15 protein-coding genes are annotated in these 16,942 nt (G+C 72.5%); 14 read left to right on the top strand and 1 reads right to left on the bottom strand.

Annotated features, from left to right (window positions below; genetic code table 11):
- Window positions 1–2 precede the first annotated feature (2 nt).
- The 9 genes from mihF (at window position 3) to I4Q55_RS16390 (ending at window position 7,454) form a co-directional block, all read left to right on the top strand.
- Complete coding sequence (gene mihF / locus I4Q55_RS16430; RefSeq protein ID WP_003096398.1) at window positions 3–320, top strand: integration host factor, actinobacterial type; 318 nt, start codon at window positions 3–5, stop codon at window positions 318–320.
- Window positions 317–970 (top strand): guanylate kinase, encoded by a 654-nt coding sequence (gene gmk / locus I4Q55_RS16425; RefSeq protein WP_206788722.1) that lies wholly within the window; start codon window positions 317–319, stop codon window positions 968–970. The genes mihF and gmk overlap by 4 nt, the downstream gene beginning before the upstream one ends.
- Complete coding sequence (gene rpoZ / locus I4Q55_RS16420; protein WP_206788720.1) at window positions 967–1,236, top strand: DNA-directed RNA polymerase subunit omega; 270 nt, start codon at window positions 967–969, stop codon at window positions 1,234–1,236. Before gmk ends, rpoZ begins: the two co-directional genes overlap by 4 nt.
- Window positions 1,229–2,449: a bifunctional phosphopantothenoylcysteine decarboxylase/phosphopantothenate--cysteine ligase CoaBC gene (gene coaBC / locus I4Q55_RS16415; protein WP_206788718.1), complete on the top strand. Its 1,221-nt coding sequence runs from the start codon at window positions 1,229–1,231 to the stop codon at window positions 2,447–2,449. The genes rpoZ and coaBC overlap by 8 nt, the downstream gene beginning before the upstream one ends.
- A gap of 93 nt (window positions 2,450–2,542) precedes the next feature.
- Window positions 2,543–3,745, top strand: coding sequence for a methionine adenosyltransferase (gene metK, locus I4Q55_RS16410; protein ID WP_206788881.1), 1,203 nt, complete (start codon window positions 2,543–2,545; stop codon window positions 3,743–3,745).
- Window positions 3,746–3,949: 204 nt separating this feature from the next.
- Window positions 3,950–6,046 carry a primosomal protein N' gene (locus I4Q55_RS16405; RefSeq protein ID WP_206788716.1) on the top strand — a complete coding sequence of 699 codons (2,097 nt, stop codon included), beginning with the start codon at window positions 3,950–3,952 and terminating at the stop codon, window positions 6,044–6,046.
- Window positions 6,047–6,088: 42 nt separating this feature from the next.
- Window positions 6,089–6,766 (top strand): Crp/Fnr family transcriptional regulator, encoded by a 678-nt coding sequence (locus tag I4Q55_RS16400; RefSeq protein ID WP_206788714.1) that lies wholly within the window; start codon window positions 6,089–6,091, stop codon window positions 6,764–6,766.
- Window positions 6,767–6,772: 6 nt separating this feature from the next.
- Complete coding sequence (locus I4Q55_RS16395; protein ID WP_206788712.1) at window positions 6,773–6,994, top strand: hypothetical protein; 222 nt, start codon at window positions 6,773–6,775, stop codon at window positions 6,992–6,994.
- A complete protein-coding gene (locus I4Q55_RS16390; protein WP_206788710.1) occupies window positions 6,978–7,454 on the top strand; it encodes a hypothetical protein in 477 nt (158 codons plus the stop codon). Before I4Q55_RS16395 ends, I4Q55_RS16390 begins: the two co-directional genes overlap by 17 nt.
- Before the next feature lie 6 nt (window positions 7,455–7,460).
- Here I4Q55_RS16390 and I4Q55_RS16385 read toward each other — a convergent pair whose 3' ends face one another.
- Entirely contained in the window at window positions 7,461–9,119 is a 1,659-nt protein-coding gene (locus I4Q55_RS16385) for a CotH kinase family protein (protein WP_206788708.1), read from the bottom strand.
- Between the two features lie 278 nt (window positions 9,120–9,397).
- Here I4Q55_RS16385 and I4Q55_RS16380 point away from each other — a divergent pair, with 278 nt between their 5' ends.
- The 5 genes from I4Q55_RS16380 to ggt all read left to right on the top strand — a co-directional run bounded on the left by I4Q55_RS16380 (window position 9,398) and on the right by ggt (window position 16,670).
- The gene (locus tag I4Q55_RS16380) at window positions 9,398–9,985 is read left to right on the top strand and encodes a sigma-70 family RNA polymerase sigma factor (RefSeq protein ID WP_307793220.1); all 588 of its coding nucleotides are present in this window, start codon (window positions 9,398–9,400) and stop codon (window positions 9,983–9,985) included.
- Between the two features lie 60 nt (window positions 9,986–10,045).
- Window positions 10,046–10,363, top strand: coding sequence for a hypothetical protein (locus tag I4Q55_RS16375; RefSeq protein ID WP_206788707.1), 318 nt, complete (start codon window positions 10,046–10,048; stop codon window positions 10,361–10,363).
- A gap of 67 nt (window positions 10,364–10,430) precedes the next feature.
- On the top strand, window positions 10,431–12,404 hold the full coding sequence (locus tag I4Q55_RS16370) for a hypothetical protein (protein ID WP_206788706.1): 1,974 nt from the start codon (window positions 10,431–10,433) through the stop codon (window positions 12,402–12,404).
- A gap of 48 nt (window positions 12,405–12,452) precedes the next feature.
- On the top strand, window positions 12,453–14,573 hold the full coding sequence (locus I4Q55_RS16365; RefSeq protein ID WP_206788703.1) for a hypothetical protein: 2,121 nt from the start codon (window positions 12,453–12,455) through the stop codon (window positions 14,571–14,573).
- A gap of 291 nt (window positions 14,574–14,864) precedes the next feature.
- Entirely contained in the window at window positions 14,865–16,670 is a 1,806-nt protein-coding gene (gene ggt, locus I4Q55_RS16360) for a gamma-glutamyltransferase (protein ID WP_206788702.1), read from the top strand.
- Window positions 16,671–16,942 lie beyond the last annotated feature (272 nt).

Genomic DNA, 16,942 nt, shown 5'->3' with positions numbered 1-16,942 from the left:
ACGTGGCACTTCCCCAGCTGACAGAGGAACAGCGCGCTGCGGCGCTGGAGAAGGCCGCCGCCGCCCGCCGCATCCGTGCTGAGCTGAAGGAGCGGCTGAAGCGGGGCGGTACCACTCTGGTCGACGTGCTGAAGCAGGCCGAGGAGAACGAAGTCCTCGGCAAGATGAAGGTTTCGGCTCTGCTCGAGGCCCTCCCGGGCGTCGGCAAGGTCCGCGCGCAGCAGACCATGGAACGACTGGAGATCGCCCCCAGCCGTCGCCTTCGTGGCCTCGGCGACCGGCAGCGCAAGGCGCTGCTGGCCGAGTTCAGCGGCGAGTGAACGGCGTCGGTCAGGACTACCCGGTGAGCCGGGGCGCCGACCGCGGCAGTGAGCCGGTGACGGGGGACATCCCCCGGCACCGGCTCACCGTCGTATCGGGGCCCTCGGGAGTCGGGAAGTCGAGCGTGGTGGGCGAACTGCGGAAGCTGGAGCCCGACGTCTGGTTCAGCGTCTCGGTCACCACGCGCAAGCCGCGTCCCGGCGAAGTCGACGGGGCGCACTACCACTTCGTCGACCGCGCGGAGTTCGACGCGATGGTCGCCGACGGCAGGCTGCTGGAATGGGCCGAGTTCGCCGGCAACTGCTACGGCACGCCGCGCGAGCCGGTCGAGAAGGCCCTCGCCGAGGGCCGCCCGGCCGTCCTCGAGATCGAACTGCAGGGCGCCCGCCAGGTCCGGGCCGCCATGCCGGAGGCCCGGCTGGTGATGCTGATGCCGCCGTCGTGGGACGAGCTGGTCGGCAGGCTCACCGGGCGCGGCACCGAAAACGAGGCCGCGGTGCGGGCCCGGCTGGCCGAGGCGGAGCGCGAGCTGGCGGCGGCGGGGGAGTTCGACCACCGCGTCGTCAACGCCGACGTGCGGGAGGCGGCTGAGCACTTGCTAAACTTGATTACTGATCAGTCTTCCGACGAATCGGAGCACCACGCGTGACCACCCAGGCAACCCTGACCGAAGAGCTCGAGGGCATCACCAACCCGCCGATCGACGACCTGCTCGAGAAGGTCAGCTCGAAGTACGCGCTGGTGATCTACTCGGCCAAGCGGGCCCGCCAGATCAACGACTACTACGCCCAGCTGGGCGAGGGCCTGCTCGAGTACGTCGGCCCGCTCGTCGAGCCGGGCCCGCGCGAGAAGCCGCTCTCGATCGCGCTGCGCGAGATCCACGGCGGCCTGCTCGAGCACACCGAGGGTGAGTAAACCCCGCGTCGTCCTGGGCGTGGGCGGCGGGATCGCCGCCTACAAGGCCTGTGAGGTGCTGCGCGGGCTGACCGAGTCCGGTCACGACGTCCGCGTGGTCCCCACCGAAGCCGCGCTGAACTTCGTCGGCGCGGCCACCTTCGAAGCCCTCTCCGGGCACCCGGTGCACACGGGCGTGTTCACCGAGGTGCCCGAGGTCCAGCACGTCCGCGTCGGCAAGGAAGCCGATCTCGTCCTGGTCGTCCCGGCCACGGCGAACCTGCTCGCCAAGGCCGCCCACGGCCTCGCCGACGACCTGCTGACCAACACCCTGCTCACCGCCCGGTGCCCGGTCGCCTTCTTCCCGGCGATGCACACGGAGATGTGGGAGCACCCCGCCACCCGCGACAACGTCGCGCTGCTGCGCTCGCGCGGGATGGTCGTCACCGAGCCCGATGCGGGCCGGCTGACCGGGGCCGACACCGGCAAGGGCCGCCTGGCGAACCCGGCCGAGATCGTCGACCTGGCCCGGTTGCTGCTGGCCCGCCCCGGCGCCCTCCCGCGCGACCTCGAAGGCGTCCGCGTGGTGGTCTCGGCGGGCGGCACCCGCGAGCCCCTCGACCCGGTGCGTTACCTGGGCAACCGCTCGTCCGGCAAGCAGGGCTACGCGCTGGCCCGCGTCGCCGCCCAGCGCGGCGCCGACGTCACCCTGGTCACCGCCCACACGGTCGCCCTGCCGGACCCGGCGGGCGCGGCGGTGGAGCACGTCTCGACGGCGGAGGAGCTGCGGCAGGCGGTGCACGCCGCGTCCCGGTCGGCGGACGTCGTCGTGATGGCCGCCGCGGTCGCCGACTTCCGGCCGGCGAACCAGGCCACCCACAAGATCAAGAAGTCCGACGACCAGCCGGATCCGGTCATCACGCTCGACCGCAACGCGGACATCCTGGCCGAGCTGGTGCAGCACCGGCGGCCCGGGCAGGTCGTGGTCGGCTTCGCCGCGGAAACCGGCGACGAGCAGGGCAGCGTGCTCGACCACGCCCGCGCGAAGCTCAAGCGCAAGGGCGCCGACCTGCTGGTCGTCAACGCCGTGGGGGATGGCAAAGCTTTCGGGACCGAGGATAATTCGGGCTGGCTGCTGGGGGCCGACGGCACGGAACTCGCAATCCCGCTGGGCGCGAAGGCGGAACTCGCGTCCACACTGTGGGACGCTGTTGTGAGCTTCATGAAGCGTTGACCGTCTCCCAAGCGATAGTCAGTACGCTTGCACAGGTAAGGGGTGCCTAACCCACCGGGCATCCGACGACTAGGTGAGGAAGTGACGGCCACCGTGACCGCGTCCAGCAGCAGATTATTCACCTCGGAGTCGGTGACCGAAGGGCACCCCGACAAGATTTGCGACGCCATCAGCGATTCGATCCTCGACGGCCTGCTGTCGAAGGACCCGCGCAGCCGCGTCGCCGTCGAGACCCTGATCACCACCGGCCAGGTGCACGTGGCCGGCGAGGTGACCACCGAGGCCTACGCCGACATCCCGACGATCGTCCGCGACGTCATCCTCAAGATCGGCTACGACTCCTCCGCCAAGGGCTTCGACGGCAACTCCTGTGGCGTCAACGTCGCGATCGGCTCGCAGTCGCCGGACATCGCCCAGGGCGTCGACACCGCGTACGAGTCGCGCGTCGAGTCGGACGAAGACGAGATCAACCGCCAGGGCGCCGGCGACCAGGGCCTGATGTTCGGCTACGCCTGCTCGGACACCCCCGAGCTGATGCCGCTGCCGATCGCGCTGGCCCACCGGCTGTCGAAGCGGCTGACCGCGGTCCGCAAGGACGGCGTGCTGCCGTACCTGCGCCCGGACGGCAAGACCCAGGTGACCATCGAGTACGCCGGCGACCAGCCGGTCCGCCTCGACACGGTCGTCGTGTCCTCGCAGCACGCCGACGGCATCGACCTGGACCGGATGCTCAGCGTCGACGTCAAGGAGCACGTCGTCGGCCCCGAGCTCGAGGGCCTGGGCATCGACACCTCCGGCGCGCGCCTGCTGGTCAACCCGACCGGCCGGTTCGTCATCGGCGGCCCGATGGGCGACGCCGGCCTGACCGGCCGCAAGATCATCGTCGACACCTACGGCGGCATGGCCCGCCACGGCGGCGGCGCGTTCTCGGGCAAGGACCCGTCCAAGGTCGACCGGTCGGCCGCGTACGCGATGCGCTGGGTGGCCAAGAACGTCGTCGCCGCGGGCCTGGCCCAGCGGACCGAGGTCCAGGTGGCGTACGCGATCGGCAAGGCGGCCCCGGTGGGTCTGTTCGTCGAGACGTTCGGCACCGAGACGGTCGACCCGTCGAAGATCCAGCAGGCCATCACCGAGGTCTTCGACCTCCGCCCGGCCGCGATCATCCGCGACCTCGACCTGCTGCGCCCGATCTACGCCCCGACGGCGGCGTACGGCCACTTCGGCCGTCCCGAGCTGGGCCTCCCGTGGGAGAGCACGGCCCGCGCCGAGGCCCTGAAGGCCGCCGCCGGCGCCTGACGCACGATCCGGTGAAGGCCACCCCGCGGTTTCCGCCGGGGTGGCCTTCCTCGTGTCCGGGGAATCTCCCGTGATCAGGCGGGCATCACGCGTGATCAGGCGGGCATCACGCGTGATCAGCGGGGCATCAGGCGTGATGCCCCTCCAGTCACGCGTGATGCCTCTCCGGTCACGGTGTCGGTGGGGTCTGGTAGAGATCAGGACGTGAGCAGTTCCGAGCCCGCTGCCCTCTGGGATCTCCCGGAGAAGCCGCCTGCAGCCAAGGCGGCGCCCTCGCGCGCCCGGAAAACACCGAAGCCGGGCGAGAAGGCGAAGGGCGCCCCGTCGCCCGCGCCCGAGCGGCCGGTCGCGCGGGTCGTCGTCGACATCCCGCTGGCCCACCTGGACCGCACCTTCGACTACCTCGTGCCCGAAAAACTGCACGAGACCGCCGTGCCGGGCTGCCGGGTCCGCGTCCGGTTCGCCGGGCAGCTCGTCGACGGCTATCTCGTCGAACGCGGCGAGACCAGCGACTACGGCAGCAAGCTGGCCTTCCTCGACCGCGTGACGTCGGCCGAGCCCGTGCTGCCGCCGTCCCTGCATGCCGTCTGCCGGGCGGTCGCCGACCGCTACGGCGGCACGCTGTCCGACGTCCTGCGGCTCGCGATCCCGCCGCGGCACGCCAAGGCCGAAGGCGAGCCGCCCCGGCCGCCCGCGGCCGCGCCGGCGGCGCCCGACACCACGGCCTGGGCGCGCTACCAGCGCGGCCCGGCCTTCCTGGAGGCCCTCGCCGAGGCCAAGCCCGCGAACGCCGTCTGGCAGGCCCTGCCGGGCGAGGACTGGCCGCGCCGGCTCGCCGAGGCCGCCGGTGCCGTGGCCGCCGACGGGCGCGGCGCGGTGCTGGTCGTGCCCGACCACCGCGACCTGACCCGCGTGCACGAGGCCTGCGCGGCGGTCGTGGGCGAGGACGCCGTCGTGGCGCTGATCGCCGGGCTCGGGCCCGCCGAACGGTACCGGCGCTGGCTGGCCGTGCTGCGCGGCGCGGTGCGCGTGGTCGTCGGCACCCGGGCGGCGATGTTCGCGCCCGTCCACGACCCCGGCCTGTTCGTGGTCTGGGACGACGGCGACGACCTGCACCTCGACCCGCACGCGCCGTACCCGCACGTCCGGGACGTCCTGATGGACCGCGCGCACGCCGCGAAGGCGTCACTGCTGGTCGGCGGGTTCGCCCGGACGGCCGAGGCCCAGCTGCTCGTCGAGTCCGGCTGGGCCGCCCCGGTGCTGGCGGACCGCGCGACGCTGCGTTCGGCCGCCCCGCGCGTCACGCCGGTGGGCGAGGACTTCGACGTCGCCCGCGACGAAGCCGCCCGGGTCGCCCGCCTGCCGGCCGTGGCGTTCGAGGCCGCGCGCCAGGCCTTCGCGGCGGACCTGCCGGCACTGGTCCAGGTCCCGCGGCGCGGGTACGTACCCGGCCTGGCCTGCGGGAACTGCCGGACACCGGCGCACTGCCGCCGCTGCGCCGGGCCGCTGGCCCTGCCCGGCGGCTCGCTCGACGGGCAGCCGAAGCCCCCGGCGTGCCGCTGGTGCGGCGTCCCGGAGACGGCGTTCCGCTGCACGGCGTGCGGCTCGGTCCGGCTGCGCGCGGTGATCGTCGGCGCGAAGCGGACGGCGGAGGAGCTCGGGCGCGCGTTCCCGGGCGTCCCGGTCCGCACGTCCGGGGCCGCGGAGGTCCTGGCCTCGGTCCCGGGCAAACCGGCGCTGGTGGTGTGCACCCCGGGCGCGGAGCCGGTGGCCGAGGGCGGCTACGGCGCGGCGCTGCTGCTCGACGGCTGGGCCCTGCTCGGCCGCCAGGACCTGCGGGCGGGCGAAGAGGCCTTGCGCCGCTGGATGGCGGCGGCGGCCCTGGTCCGCCCGGCCGCTTCGGGCGGCCGGGTGATCGTCGGCGCGGAGGCGGGCCTGGCGGTGGTCCAGGCCCTGGTCCGCTGGGACCCGGCCTGGCACGCGGGCCAGGAGCTGGCGGAGCGGCGCGAGCTGGGCTTCCCGCCGGCCATGCGGATGGCGAGCGTCGAAGGCAGTCCCGACGCCGTGGCCGCCCTGCTGGACGACCTGCCGCTGCCGTCGTCGGGCGAGGTCCTGGGGCCGGTCCCGATCGGCGAGGTCGACGAAGAGGGCAACGCGGACCGCGAGCGGGCGCTGGTCCGCGTGTCGCGGGCGGAGGGGAAGGTTCTGGCGACGTCGATCCACGCGGCGGCGGCCCGCCGCGATGCCCGGAAGGCCACCGAACCGATCCGCATCCAGCTCGACCCGCTGGACCTCATCTAGGGCCCTCTTGCCCCGATCAAGGTGTATTCGTACACTCAATCCATGGCCGGAGTACCCGTTGACGAGAGCAGATGGCTTCTCGACGAGGAGGAGATCCACACCCTTGAAGGGGTGGGCAGTGTCCTCCGGCGCGGCGACGGCCACGTCTTCATGCGGGAAGGCGAGGCCAGCGACTTCCTGCTGCTGATCCGGAAGGGGCACGTGAAGGTCACCTCCGGCCAGCCGGCCCGCATCATCGCGTTCCGCGGGCCCGGGGAGACGGTCGGGGAGCTCGGCGTGATCGACGACGAGCCGCGGTCGGCCACGGTGATCGCCTGGGGCGACGTCGAGGTGCTCCACGTTCCCGCGGCCGAACTGCTGAAGTTCCTCGACCAGCACCGCCGGGCCGAGCGGGCTCTGCACGCGGCGGTCCGCAAGCGGCTCGCCCAGGCCACGCGGAAGATCTCGGACTCCGACCTCGCGATGGAACGGCGGATCGCCAAGGCGCTCACCGAACTGGTCCGCAACGACATCTGCGAGGTCGTCGACGGCGTGCCGACCGTCCGGCTGAGCCAGAAGGACCTGGCCTCCCTCAGCGGCTCCTCGCTGGAAGCGACGAAGAAGATCGTCCGCGTCTTCAAGGAGAGCGGCCTGGTCGACACCGGACGCCTCCTGCTCCGCGTCACCGACCCGGAGGCCCTTCGCCGGATCGCCGGCGGCCACCCCACCTCGTCGTGGTGACCGGCCGTGCTTTCCGTGCTGGAACACTCTTCGAGCGTCTGGGTGCTCGCCGTGGTGGTGCTCGGGACCATCGTGCGCCAGCTCGTCCGGCTGCTGATGTTCAAAGCCGCGTTGCGGAACAGCAAACCGGCCGAACGGCCCGCGATCATCACGGCCCTGTGCGGTCTGCTGGGGCGTGGCGCGCTGCGCAAACCGACGACAAGGAACAGCCGTGACGACCGTCCCTGACCCGAACCGGCTCTTCCGCAACAGGTTGATCCGCGAGCTCGTGGCGATGGATCTCGATCCCGACCAGTTCGTGGTCTTCGGCAGCGCGCCGCTGCTGGCGCACGGGCTGCGGACGACCATCCGGGACCTGGACGTGGTGGCCCGCGGCGACGTCCTCGCCTGGGCGAAACGGGCCGGTACGCCGGCGGTCGGCGCGTACAGCGGAGATCCCGTGTGGCAGTTCGGCCGTGGCCGGATTCAGTTCTCCGCCGGGTGGATCACGCCTCATTGGAACGCCGGCGAGCTGATCGACGGCGCCGAAGTCATCGGGGGTCTCCGGTGGGCGCGTCCGGCCGACGTGCTGCGCTACAAGCGCGAACTCCTGCGCCCCAAGGACCTGGCCGACATCGCGAAGATCCGGGCGTACCTGCGCGGCCCGGTCCGGAAACCGCCGCAGCTGATCGGCCACGGACCGACCTGATCCCGATCAGGAGAAATACAGCTTCGACGGGCTGGGATCCTGGTGGACCCGGGGTTTTCCGGCCGCCGTGGGATCCGTGCCGAAAGCGGCTCCCAGGCCGGTCCGGGTGCTCGTCAGCGTGAAGTAGCCGCTGAAGGCGAACGCGTCGCCCACCGGGTCGATCGGCGTCACCGAAAACTCTTCCGCGGGGCCGGGTGTGTCCGCCGCGCGCGTGCACAGCAGTTCGTGGCCCTGGCCCGACTTCGTCGTGGTCGCGTGGAGGAGCCGGCCGGACGCCTTGCCGCCGACCGACTGCCCGCCGCCGAGCGGGGCGAAACACCACAGGTCCGTGTCGTCGACGTGCGCCGGGCGGCGCCGGTGGACGACCTCGGCGCCGCCCGGCTCGGCCGCCGTGGCCGGGATGGCTTCGCTGCGGCTTTCGTGCAGGCATTCGCCCGTGACGTCTTCGCGGACGTACGCGCCGGCGGCCCCGGGCAGGCCGCCGCACAGGTAGCCGGCCGAGGTGGCGAGCCGCAGCTGCTTGCGCACGGCGGTGAGCTGCGCCGGCACGTCGGGCACGCCGAGCCCGGCCAGCAGCGTGCCCATCGCGTCGAGCATCGGCTTCAGCACGTCCTGCTGGGTCCGGTGGCCGAACACGGTTTCGCGGTACTGGCGGACCCGGTCGAGCACCCGCGCCCGCTGTCCCGCGTCGCCGCGCACGAGCTCGGCCAGCAGCCCGGCGGTGCCGAGCCGGAAGTGCCGGGCGGGCTGCAGGGTCTGGTCGAGGCCCCACGGGATCAGCTTGAAGTCGATGTCGCCGACGCCGGGCCGGGCGACGGCGGCCACGTCGTTGTAGACGTAGGTGTTGTTGGTGTTGCGGGAATAGCCGTCCCAGTGCTTGAGGAAGAACTCCATCGCGTAGATCCCGGCGAACTGGCCGAGGTCGAAGACCTCACTCGCCCCGGCCGCCCCGTGCGCGGCGATGTGGTCGACGGCGAACCGCAGGTCGGCCTTGTCTTCGAACCGCGAAAGGGACTCGACCCCGATGAAGGGGACCCGCGCGGCCACGAAGTCGTCCCGGTGCTCCAGTTCGTAGAGGTTGCCGTCGACGTGGCCGAAGTTGCGCTCGAGGTAACGGGGCATGATCGGCTCGACGTTCACGAAGACGCCGGGGCTGTGCACGTCGGCGACGCCCTGGCCAATCGGCGTGCCGTTCACCAGCACCCGGGCGTAATTGCCGCGCGAATGGGGGAGACCGGCGAGCTCGAACAGTTTGTAGCCGAGCAGCTGCCGGACACAGGAGAGGTCCTGGACGGAGTTGTTGAGCGTCAGGTACCGCGACCCGATCAGTTCCCGGATCGGCGCCTTGTTCGCGTCGAGGAACTTCCCGAAGTCGATGTGCAGGCAGGGTTTGCCGCTGCTGATCGAACCGCAGAAGGACTTCTTCTTGATCCCCACGTCGGCGAACTTCGCCCGCGCGGGGAACTTCGTCCCGGACAGCTCGACCGACGTCGCCTTCCGCCAGGTGTACCGGCTGCCGCCGGTCCAGTCGAAGTTGCACACCCCGCCGGCCGGCTGCTCGGTGCGCACCGCGTCCCAGTCGGCCTGCGGCATCGCGATATCGATCGTCAGCACATTGTCGATCGCGTAGAGGGAATCGAGCGCGCGCTGCTCCTGGCTGCTCATCCGCCCAGTGTACGGCGGGATTCCGGCGGCAAGAATGTGAAAGTAATTCCGTAACCGATCCGATCCGGGTGGCCGTCTCACCCATTGCCGGGGCAACCGGTGGGGGAGTTCCGAGAATCGGCCGGTTCACACGACCGGGTGATGCCAGCGTCGTGATTTCTGCCCGAATGACCCTGGCGGATTCGTTTCCCGGCGAGGAAGATTGCGCCGGGCGCGGCTCGGAAGGAATCGGGAACCGCGGTTCGCGCAGTGCCGGGTGAGCCGGGGAGGTGTTCCGGGTGAAAAATGACGGGCCGCAACTGAGCCGGCACCAGCGGATGGCGGAGCTGGTCGAGTCCGCGCGGGCCGGTGACCGGGCCGCGCTGGACGAGCTGATCGTGACCCTGACCCCGATGCTCTGGCACGTGGCCAGGGCGCAGGGGCTCGACCGCGAGCTGAGCGCCGACGTCGTGCAGACCACGTGGCTGCGTTTCCTCCGGTCGCTCGCCGGCATCCACAACCCGGCGGCGCTGACGGCGTGGCTGGTGACGGTCACCCGGCGGGAGGCCTGGAAGGAGCGCCGCAGGCAGCTCAGCGAGCTGAGCGAGCCGGGCGACTTCTTCGAGCAGCGCCTCACCCCGGCCGAGCGCGCGGACACCGCCGTGTTCGACGACGACCGCCGCGACCGGCTGTGGGCGGCCGTCGGGCGGCTGAGCCCGCGGTGCCGGCAGCTGCTGCGGATCGTCGCCTCCGCCGATCGCCCCTGCTACCGGGAGGTGAGCCAGGCCCTCGGCATGCCGCAGGGAAGCATCGGGCCGGTGCGCGGCCGGTGCCTGGCCCACCTGCGGCAGCTGCTGGAAACCGAGACCGAGGGAGAGTGGCGGTGACCGCCGGCGGCTGGTTCCGGTTTTCCCGGAAAGCGCCGCGGCACGGTTATGCTGGGGGGCATGAGCGCCCTCGAGGGTCGTTGGCGCCGGGTGACCGATCCCGATCCGCCGCCCGGCGCCGAATCCGTGTCCTTCGGGCACGATCCCCGGATGTTCCCCGCCGAGATCGAATTCAGCGGACACCGTTATGCCGCCCGGAAAGCACCCGATCAGGGGTTCATCGTGTGGGACGCCGGATCGTACACGGTGGACGGTGACCGGCTCACGTTGTCGTTGGCCAACGACGCACTGGCGTCGTATTCGCTGGAAATTGCACCGGACACCTTGGTGATCACCGGCGAAACCGGCCGTCCGATCGTGTATCAGCGAGCGGATTAGCGCCCTCTTGGAAGGAAGCGGCACGGATTCCTCGTGCCGCGTCCTGCGTTTCCAGGAGGTCGGAAAGGTGTCTGCCACGCGATATTCGGTCCCGCTCGCCGAATCCATTGCCGAAAGCCCGGATCAGCCCGGAGAGACCGGCTTGCCGGGTCAGTCCGACCAGGGGCCCGGCCTCCCGAAGCCCTGCGTCGTGAGCCTGCCCGACGGCTGCTACCGGATCGCCGTGAAACCCTTGCTGGGCACCGGAACCTACCGGGGCACGCTGCGCGTGGACCGGGGCGGCGGCGCGCTCGTCGTCAGCGGCGACCTGTACTGGTTCCCGCTCGGCACGGACGACGACGGGCGCGGCCAGGCGGTCAGCCGCGCCCTCCTCGAGCCGATCAAGCCGCCGGGCTTCTTCCGGCGCCACGGCATCCCGGTGTACCCGAGGAACCGGTACCACTCCTACCTCAAGGCCACCTCGGTCCGCCTGGTCTCCCTCGGCACCTGCCGCGCGTCCGTCGCCGTCGAGCAGTACGACTACACGCAGCCGGCCGCGGGCACGTTCAACGGGTCCTTCCCGGCCGCTCCGGGCAGCCGCACCGCGACACTGCGGTTCGCGAAGAAGCCGGCGCCGTCGTTCCTGTGGCCCGGCAACTACTACGAAGGCGAATGGGTGGAGAACGGCGTCGTCACGGGCTCGGCCACCCTGGGCTGGGTCTCGGCATCGTTGCGGCGGTGCACCATCGAGATCGACACGCTGGTCGACGCGGTGTCGCCGCAGCCGGTGCCCGCGCTCGGCGCGGCCGGTACCGAGAGCTTCAAGACGATGATGGCCTCGGCGGGCTGGGCGGCCACGGTCGTCTACGACCAGAAGGACATCCCGAAGCCCGCGACGGTGGCCAACCACAAGGCCTGCTGGAGCGACGCCGACCTGCACGCGCTGATGCAGTCGGTCCGCAAGGCCGGTACCGACCTCGACGCCGACTGGCGGATGCACGTGATGGTCGTCCCCGGGAAGATGCCCTGCTCCCGCGGCAAGATGTACGACTCGATCACCGTGCCCCGCGAGGGCGTGGTCAGCTACTCCGACGACGGCTACCCGGTCGCCGATTCGGTCAACTTCGGCGCCGCGGCGAACCAGACGCAGCGCACGGTGCCCCGGGCGTTCCTCCGCAGCGCGTCGCACGAGGTCGTGCACGGCTTCAACCAGATCCACCAGGAGCAGGAGGGCGGCGCGGACAACTCGATCATGACGACCACGCCGAGCGTGGCCGACGTGCTCGCCGCCCCCGGCGACCCCGGCGTCTTCCCGGACGACATCAAGCTGAAGGTGAACGCCAACGTCCGGCACCACCTCGCGCACTTCCCGGACCCGGTGGTGCGCCCCGGCGGGCACACGTTCGCGTCCTGGGCGATGACCCCGGTGCCGTCGGCCGACCGGCTCGAGGTCGGGCCGGAGCTGCTGACCCTGCGGGTGAGCGCCACTGACGACCGGGTCGAGCTGGGCGAGCCGGTGCAGCTGCGGTGGACGCTGGCCAACACCGGCGGCGCGGACGCGGCCGTGCCGAGCGAGGTGACCGCGGAGTCGACGTACGCCAAGATCACGGTGATCGACGCCGCGGGCCGCCGTCGCGAGATGACGCCGTTCGTCATCGACTGCGAGCGCAGCCGGATCGCGCCGCTCGAGGCCGGCGGGACGCTGACCGCCGAGGCCCGGGTGTTCTGGTCCGGCAACGGGTTCGCGTTCGAACGGCCGGGGCGCTACACCGTCGAGGTCCGGGTCGACTGGACGGTCGCCGGCACACCGATGACCGTGCGCGGCGAGACGCCGGTGTTCGTGAACTACCCGGCCTCGGACACCGAGAACGCCGCGGCGGCGGCCCTGCTGCACCCGGAGGTCGGCAAGTGGGTGGCGCTCGGCGGCGGCGCCTACCACCTGGGTGACGCCGTCGACCGGTTGCGCGGCATCATGGCCGCCGGCGACGGTGCCGGCGACGGCGCGGCGCCGGGCGTCAAGGCCCTGCGCGGATATTCCGGAATCCTGCCCGATGCGCAGTGACCGAACTCGCCGGTGCCCGCCTCGCGGGCACCGGCCCCGGAGGTAGTGATGGCGACCAACTTCGACCTGGCGCCGGCACCGGTCGCGCTCCCGGGCGGGCCGGCGGTGCCGATCGACATCCAGCACGTCGACGCGACGATCACGCTGGACGCCGGCGCCGCGACGGCGACCGGGACCGCGTCCGTGCGGTTCGTGAGCGGGCCGGTGGCGGGCAGCCCGGTGTTCGACCTCCGGCAGCCGGTCACCGGGCTGCGTCTCGACGGCGCGGCGCTGGCCGTGACCGCCGCGCCGCACCGGGATCTCGGCGGCGGCCCCGGCACGGAGATGCGGGTGCTCGCGGCGACCGTGCCCGCGAACACCACGCACACCCTCGAGGTCGACTACGCGGTCGGGCTGCCGCAGTCCCCGGCCGGCGGCAGCTACCCGCCCCGGCTCACCTACGCGGCGGGCCCTTCGGTCCGGCTCAGCTTCGGCTTCACCGACCTGCACCCCGCCCGGTACCTGGAGGCGTGGGTCCCGGCGAACCTGGCGTTCGACCAGTTCTCCCTCCGGCTCACCCTGCGGGTCACCGGGACGGCCGTGGCGCACCAGGTGGTCAGCAACGCGACGGTCACCGCGCTCGGCGGCAACGCGTGGCGGCTCGACTTCCCGGCCACGTCGACGGCGTTGTCGCCGCTGGTGGAGCTGCGGACGGCGGCGGGTCTCACGCACGCGACGACGACCGCGGTGCTGCCCACGACCGGCCCGGTCGCCGTCGACGGCTGGCAGCCGGCCGGTGGAGCGGCGGATCTCGCCGCCGAGCTCGCGAAGGTGTCGGCCTGGCTCGTCGCGAACGAGACGGCGATCGGCCCGTACGCCCACGGCAACCGGTTCGTCGTCTACCTCGACCAGGGCGGGATGGAGTACGACGGCGGGACGACGTCCGCGCCGGGCCCGCTGCGGCACGAAGCGCACCACAGCTGGTGGGGCCGCGCGATGCGGCCGGCGAGCCAGGCCGACGGCTGGCTCGACGAAGCCTGGACGGTGTACCACGACAACGGGTCGGCCGGCACCGAGCCGTTCGACTTCACCGATCCGCCGGTGACGCTGTGCGACCGGAACCCGTGGGGCCGGCGAACGCCCGGCACCGCCTACACCCTCGGGGAGCGGGTGTTCCGCGGCGTGGCGTCGATCATGGGGAGCGCACCACTGCGGGCGGCGATGGCCGGCTTCTACCGCGGCAGCCGGCACCGCCCCACGACGACCGCGGCGCTCGAAGCCCACCTGGTGGCGGTCAGCGGCCGCCCGGAGCTGGTGGACGCGTTCCACCGGTTCGTCTACGGCCACGAGGACCCGGCGCAGCCGCCCGAGCTGTGGCTGCGCGACGACCCGGGCGACGGGCGGTTCTGGGATTCGCCCGATCTGTGGATCCGCCACGCGGACGACGGCGGAACCACCCATCAGGAGCCCGAATTCGGCCAGGACAACTGGTTCCACGCCCGGGTGCGCAACCGCGGCCCGGGCGAGTGCCGGCACTTCGTCGTCACGTTCGCGATCAAGGGCTTCGCGGGCACGGAGTTCGGCTACCCGGCCGACTGGCTGCCGTGCGTCGCGGCGGTCGCCGGCTTCGACCTCGCCCCGGGCGCCGACACCGTGGTGCGGGCCCGGTGGCCGCGTCACCTGGTACCGCCGCCGGGCAGCCACCCGTGCTGGCTGGCATCGGTGCATTCCCGCGGCGGCCACCCACCGGCCGGGGCCCACACGGCGGACCACGGCGGCCTCGCGCAGAAGAACCTCACCGTGGTGGACCTGGCGCCGGACCGGTGGTGGCGCCTGCCGTTCACGCTCTTCCGGGACGTGGTCCCCGCGGGAGGAGCGCTGCTGGAACTGCGCCGGCCGGAGGGCGCGGAAGCACTCGAGGCGGTTCTCGTCCATCGGCCGGCCCTGAAGATCCCGGGCGCGGAGCCTGCGGCGGGCGAGGCCGGGCGGCACGTGGTCGCGTTCCCACCGGGCCGCCGGGCGACGGTCCACGTTCCCGCGAGTGGCGGGCCGCTCAGCTTGGCGCTGGCGGTGCGCGCCCGTGGCCTGGAGGGCCGGGCGGGGACGGTCGACCTGGTGCACCGGGAGGTGACGGGCGAGCGCCGGGTGGTCGGCGGCCTGGCCATCCGGCTGCGCAAGGCGGGCGGGTGACGGGCGAGCGTCGGGTGGTGGGCGGCCTGGCCATCCGGCTGCGCAAGGCGGGCGGGTGACGGGCGAGCGTCGGGTGGTGGGCGGCCTGGCCATCCGGCTGCGCAAGGCGGGCGGTGACGGGTGAGGCCGGGGCGGTCCGGACTGGTGGGGCCGGGTAGCCGGCGCTCTGGCCGCAACCCCGGCCCGCTCGCTCCGAAGCCGGCCCGCCCACCCGCGTGGTTCGGTCCGCTATCCGGGCAAAAGTCGGTTGGCGTCTTGAAGCCGTCTTGACCAAGGGGCAGACTCGCCCGCATGCCCGCGCACAGGAGCCGCACCACGCTCGTCCTGGCCGTTGCCGCCGTGCTCACCGCCGGTGTCGCGGCGCCCGCCACCGCCGCCACGCCCACACCGAAGTCGCCGGTCGCCGTCGGCTTCGGGGGTGCCGTGGCCAGCATCGACGCCGATGCCACCGCGATCGGCACCCGGGTGCTGCGCGAGGGCGGGAACGCCGTCGACGCGGCCGTCGCGGTCGCCGCCGCGCTCGGCGTCACCGACCCGTTCTCCGCCGGCATCGGCGGCGGCGGGTTCTTCGTCTACTACGACGCCAAGACCCGCCGCGTGCACACCCTCGACGGCCGCGAGACCGCGCCGAAGACCGCCGACGAGAACCTCTTCGTCGAGAACGGCAAGCCCCTCCCGTTCGCCGACGCCGTCACCAGTGGCCTGAGCGTCGGCGTGCCCGGCACGCCCGCGACCTGGGCCGAGGCGCTGCGCAAGTGGGGCACCCGGTCGCTGGCGAAGACGCTGAAGCCCGCGGAGAAGCTCGCGCGTGACGGCTTCGTCGTCGACCAGACGTTCCAGACGCAGATCGCGAACAACGCCGCGCGCTTCTCGGCGTTCCCGTCGACGCGGTCGCTGTACCTGCCGGGCGGCGCGCCGCCCGCGCCCGGGACCGTCTTCAAGAACCCGGATCTGGCCGCGACGTACGCGCAGCTCGAGCGCAACGGCGTCGACGTGCTGTACCACGGCCCGATCGGCGCGGACATCGTCAAGACGGTGCAGAAACCGCCGGTCGACCCGGCTTCGACGCTGAACGTCCGGCCCGGCAAGCTGACCGCCGGCGACCTGGCCGCCTACGACGTGATCGAGCGCCGTCCGACGCACACGACGTACCAGGGGCTCGACGTCTACGGCATGCCGGCGCCGTCGTCGGGCGGGCTGACGGTCGGCGAAGCGCTCAACATCCTCGAGAACTTCGACCTCAAGGGCGCGAGCAAGGCTGACTACCTGCAGTACTTCCTGGAGTCGACCCGCTTCGCCTTCGCCGACCGCAACCGCTGGATCGGCGACCCGGCGTTCGTCGACGTCCCGGCGCGCGAGCTGCTGAGCCAGCGGTTCGCCGACTCGCGGGCCTGCCTGATCTCGAAGGACAAGGCGGCGACCAGCCCGGTGGCCCCGGCCGACCCGCGGCATCCGGCCTCGTGCACCGCGGGCGCGACCGCGGCGCCGACACCGTACGAAGGGGAGAACACGACGCACCTGACGGTCGCGGACAAGTGGGGCAACGTCGTCGCGTACACGTTGACGATCGAGCAGGAAGGTGGCAGCGGCATCGTGGTGCCGGGCCGCGGGTTCCTGCTGAACAACGAGCTGACGGACTTCTCGTTCACGCCGGTGACGCCGGGCGTGCCGGACCCGAACCTGCCGGGCCCGGGCAAGCGCCCGCGTTCGTCGATGGCCCCGACGATCGTCCTCGACCACGGCCGCCCGTTCTTCGCGACGGGGTCGCCGGGCGGAGCGTCGATCATCACGACGGTGCTCCAGGTGATCCTCGGCCGCCTCGACCGCGGCTTGTCCCTGGACGAGGCGATCGCGGCACCCCGGGCATCCCAGCGCAACTCGGCGGCGGCCCAGGTGGAGCAGGCATTCCTCGACCAGGACCAGGGGAAGCTGGTGGCGGACCTGAAGGCCCGCGGCCAGGGCTTCTCGACAACCCCGGCGGAGATCGGCGCGGCAACCGGAGTGGAGCGCCTACGCGACGGCCGCTGGCTGGCGGCGGCGGAACCGGTGCGGCGAGGGAGCGGCGCGGCGCAGGTGGTGTGGCCGGCGAACTGGTAGGTGGGAGACGTCGCCCGCGCACGTCGCGAATGACTCATCCGAGACCTCAGACGTCCCCAATGAGTCATTCGCGACACCGGGGCGCCGGCCGGGAGTTCCGCGAGGCCCCACGCAGGCACAACCGGCCCGAACAAAGCCCACGCTCGGCCACACCCCCCCCTGCCGACCCGATACGCAGCCGCATCAGCGGCCGGCAGGCCGGGTCAAGGCACGCTTTCCCGCCTTGACGCGGTCTGACGGCCGTTGAACAATCCGGCGTTCGGGCCGGCGGG

The sequence above is a fragment of the Amycolatopsis sp. MtRt-6 genome (assembly GCF_017308975.1).
Taxonomy (GTDB): Bacteria; Actinomycetota; Actinomycetes; order Mycobacteriales; family Pseudonocardiaceae; genus Amycolatopsis.
Note: the sequence above shows the minus strand (reverse complement) of the source record. Positions and strands in the feature narration are given on the sequence as shown.

What these genes read in the sequence shown, in the direction of transcription:
- I4Q55_RS16365 (WP_206788703.1), top strand. Translation starts at nt 12,453, where the DNA reads ATGGCGACCAACTTCGACCTGGCGCCGGCACCGGTCGCGCTCCCGGGC.
- I4Q55_RS16400 (WP_206788714.1), top strand. Translation starts at nt 6,089, where the DNA reads ATGGCCGGAGTACCCGTTGACGAGAGCAGATGGCTTCTCGACGAGGAG.
- I4Q55_RS16385 (WP_206788708.1), bottom strand. Translation starts at nt 9,119, where the DNA reads ATGAGCAGCCAGGAGCAGCGCGCGCTCGATTCCCTCTACGCGATCGAC.
- ggt (WP_206788702.1), top strand. Translation starts at nt 14,865, where the DNA reads ATGCCCGCGCACAGGAGCCGCACCACGCTCGTCCTGGCCGTTGCCGCC.
- I4Q55_RS16375 (WP_206788707.1), top strand. Translation starts at nt 10,046, where the DNA reads ATGAGCGCCCTCGAGGGTCGTTGGCGCCGGGTGACCGATCCCGATCCG.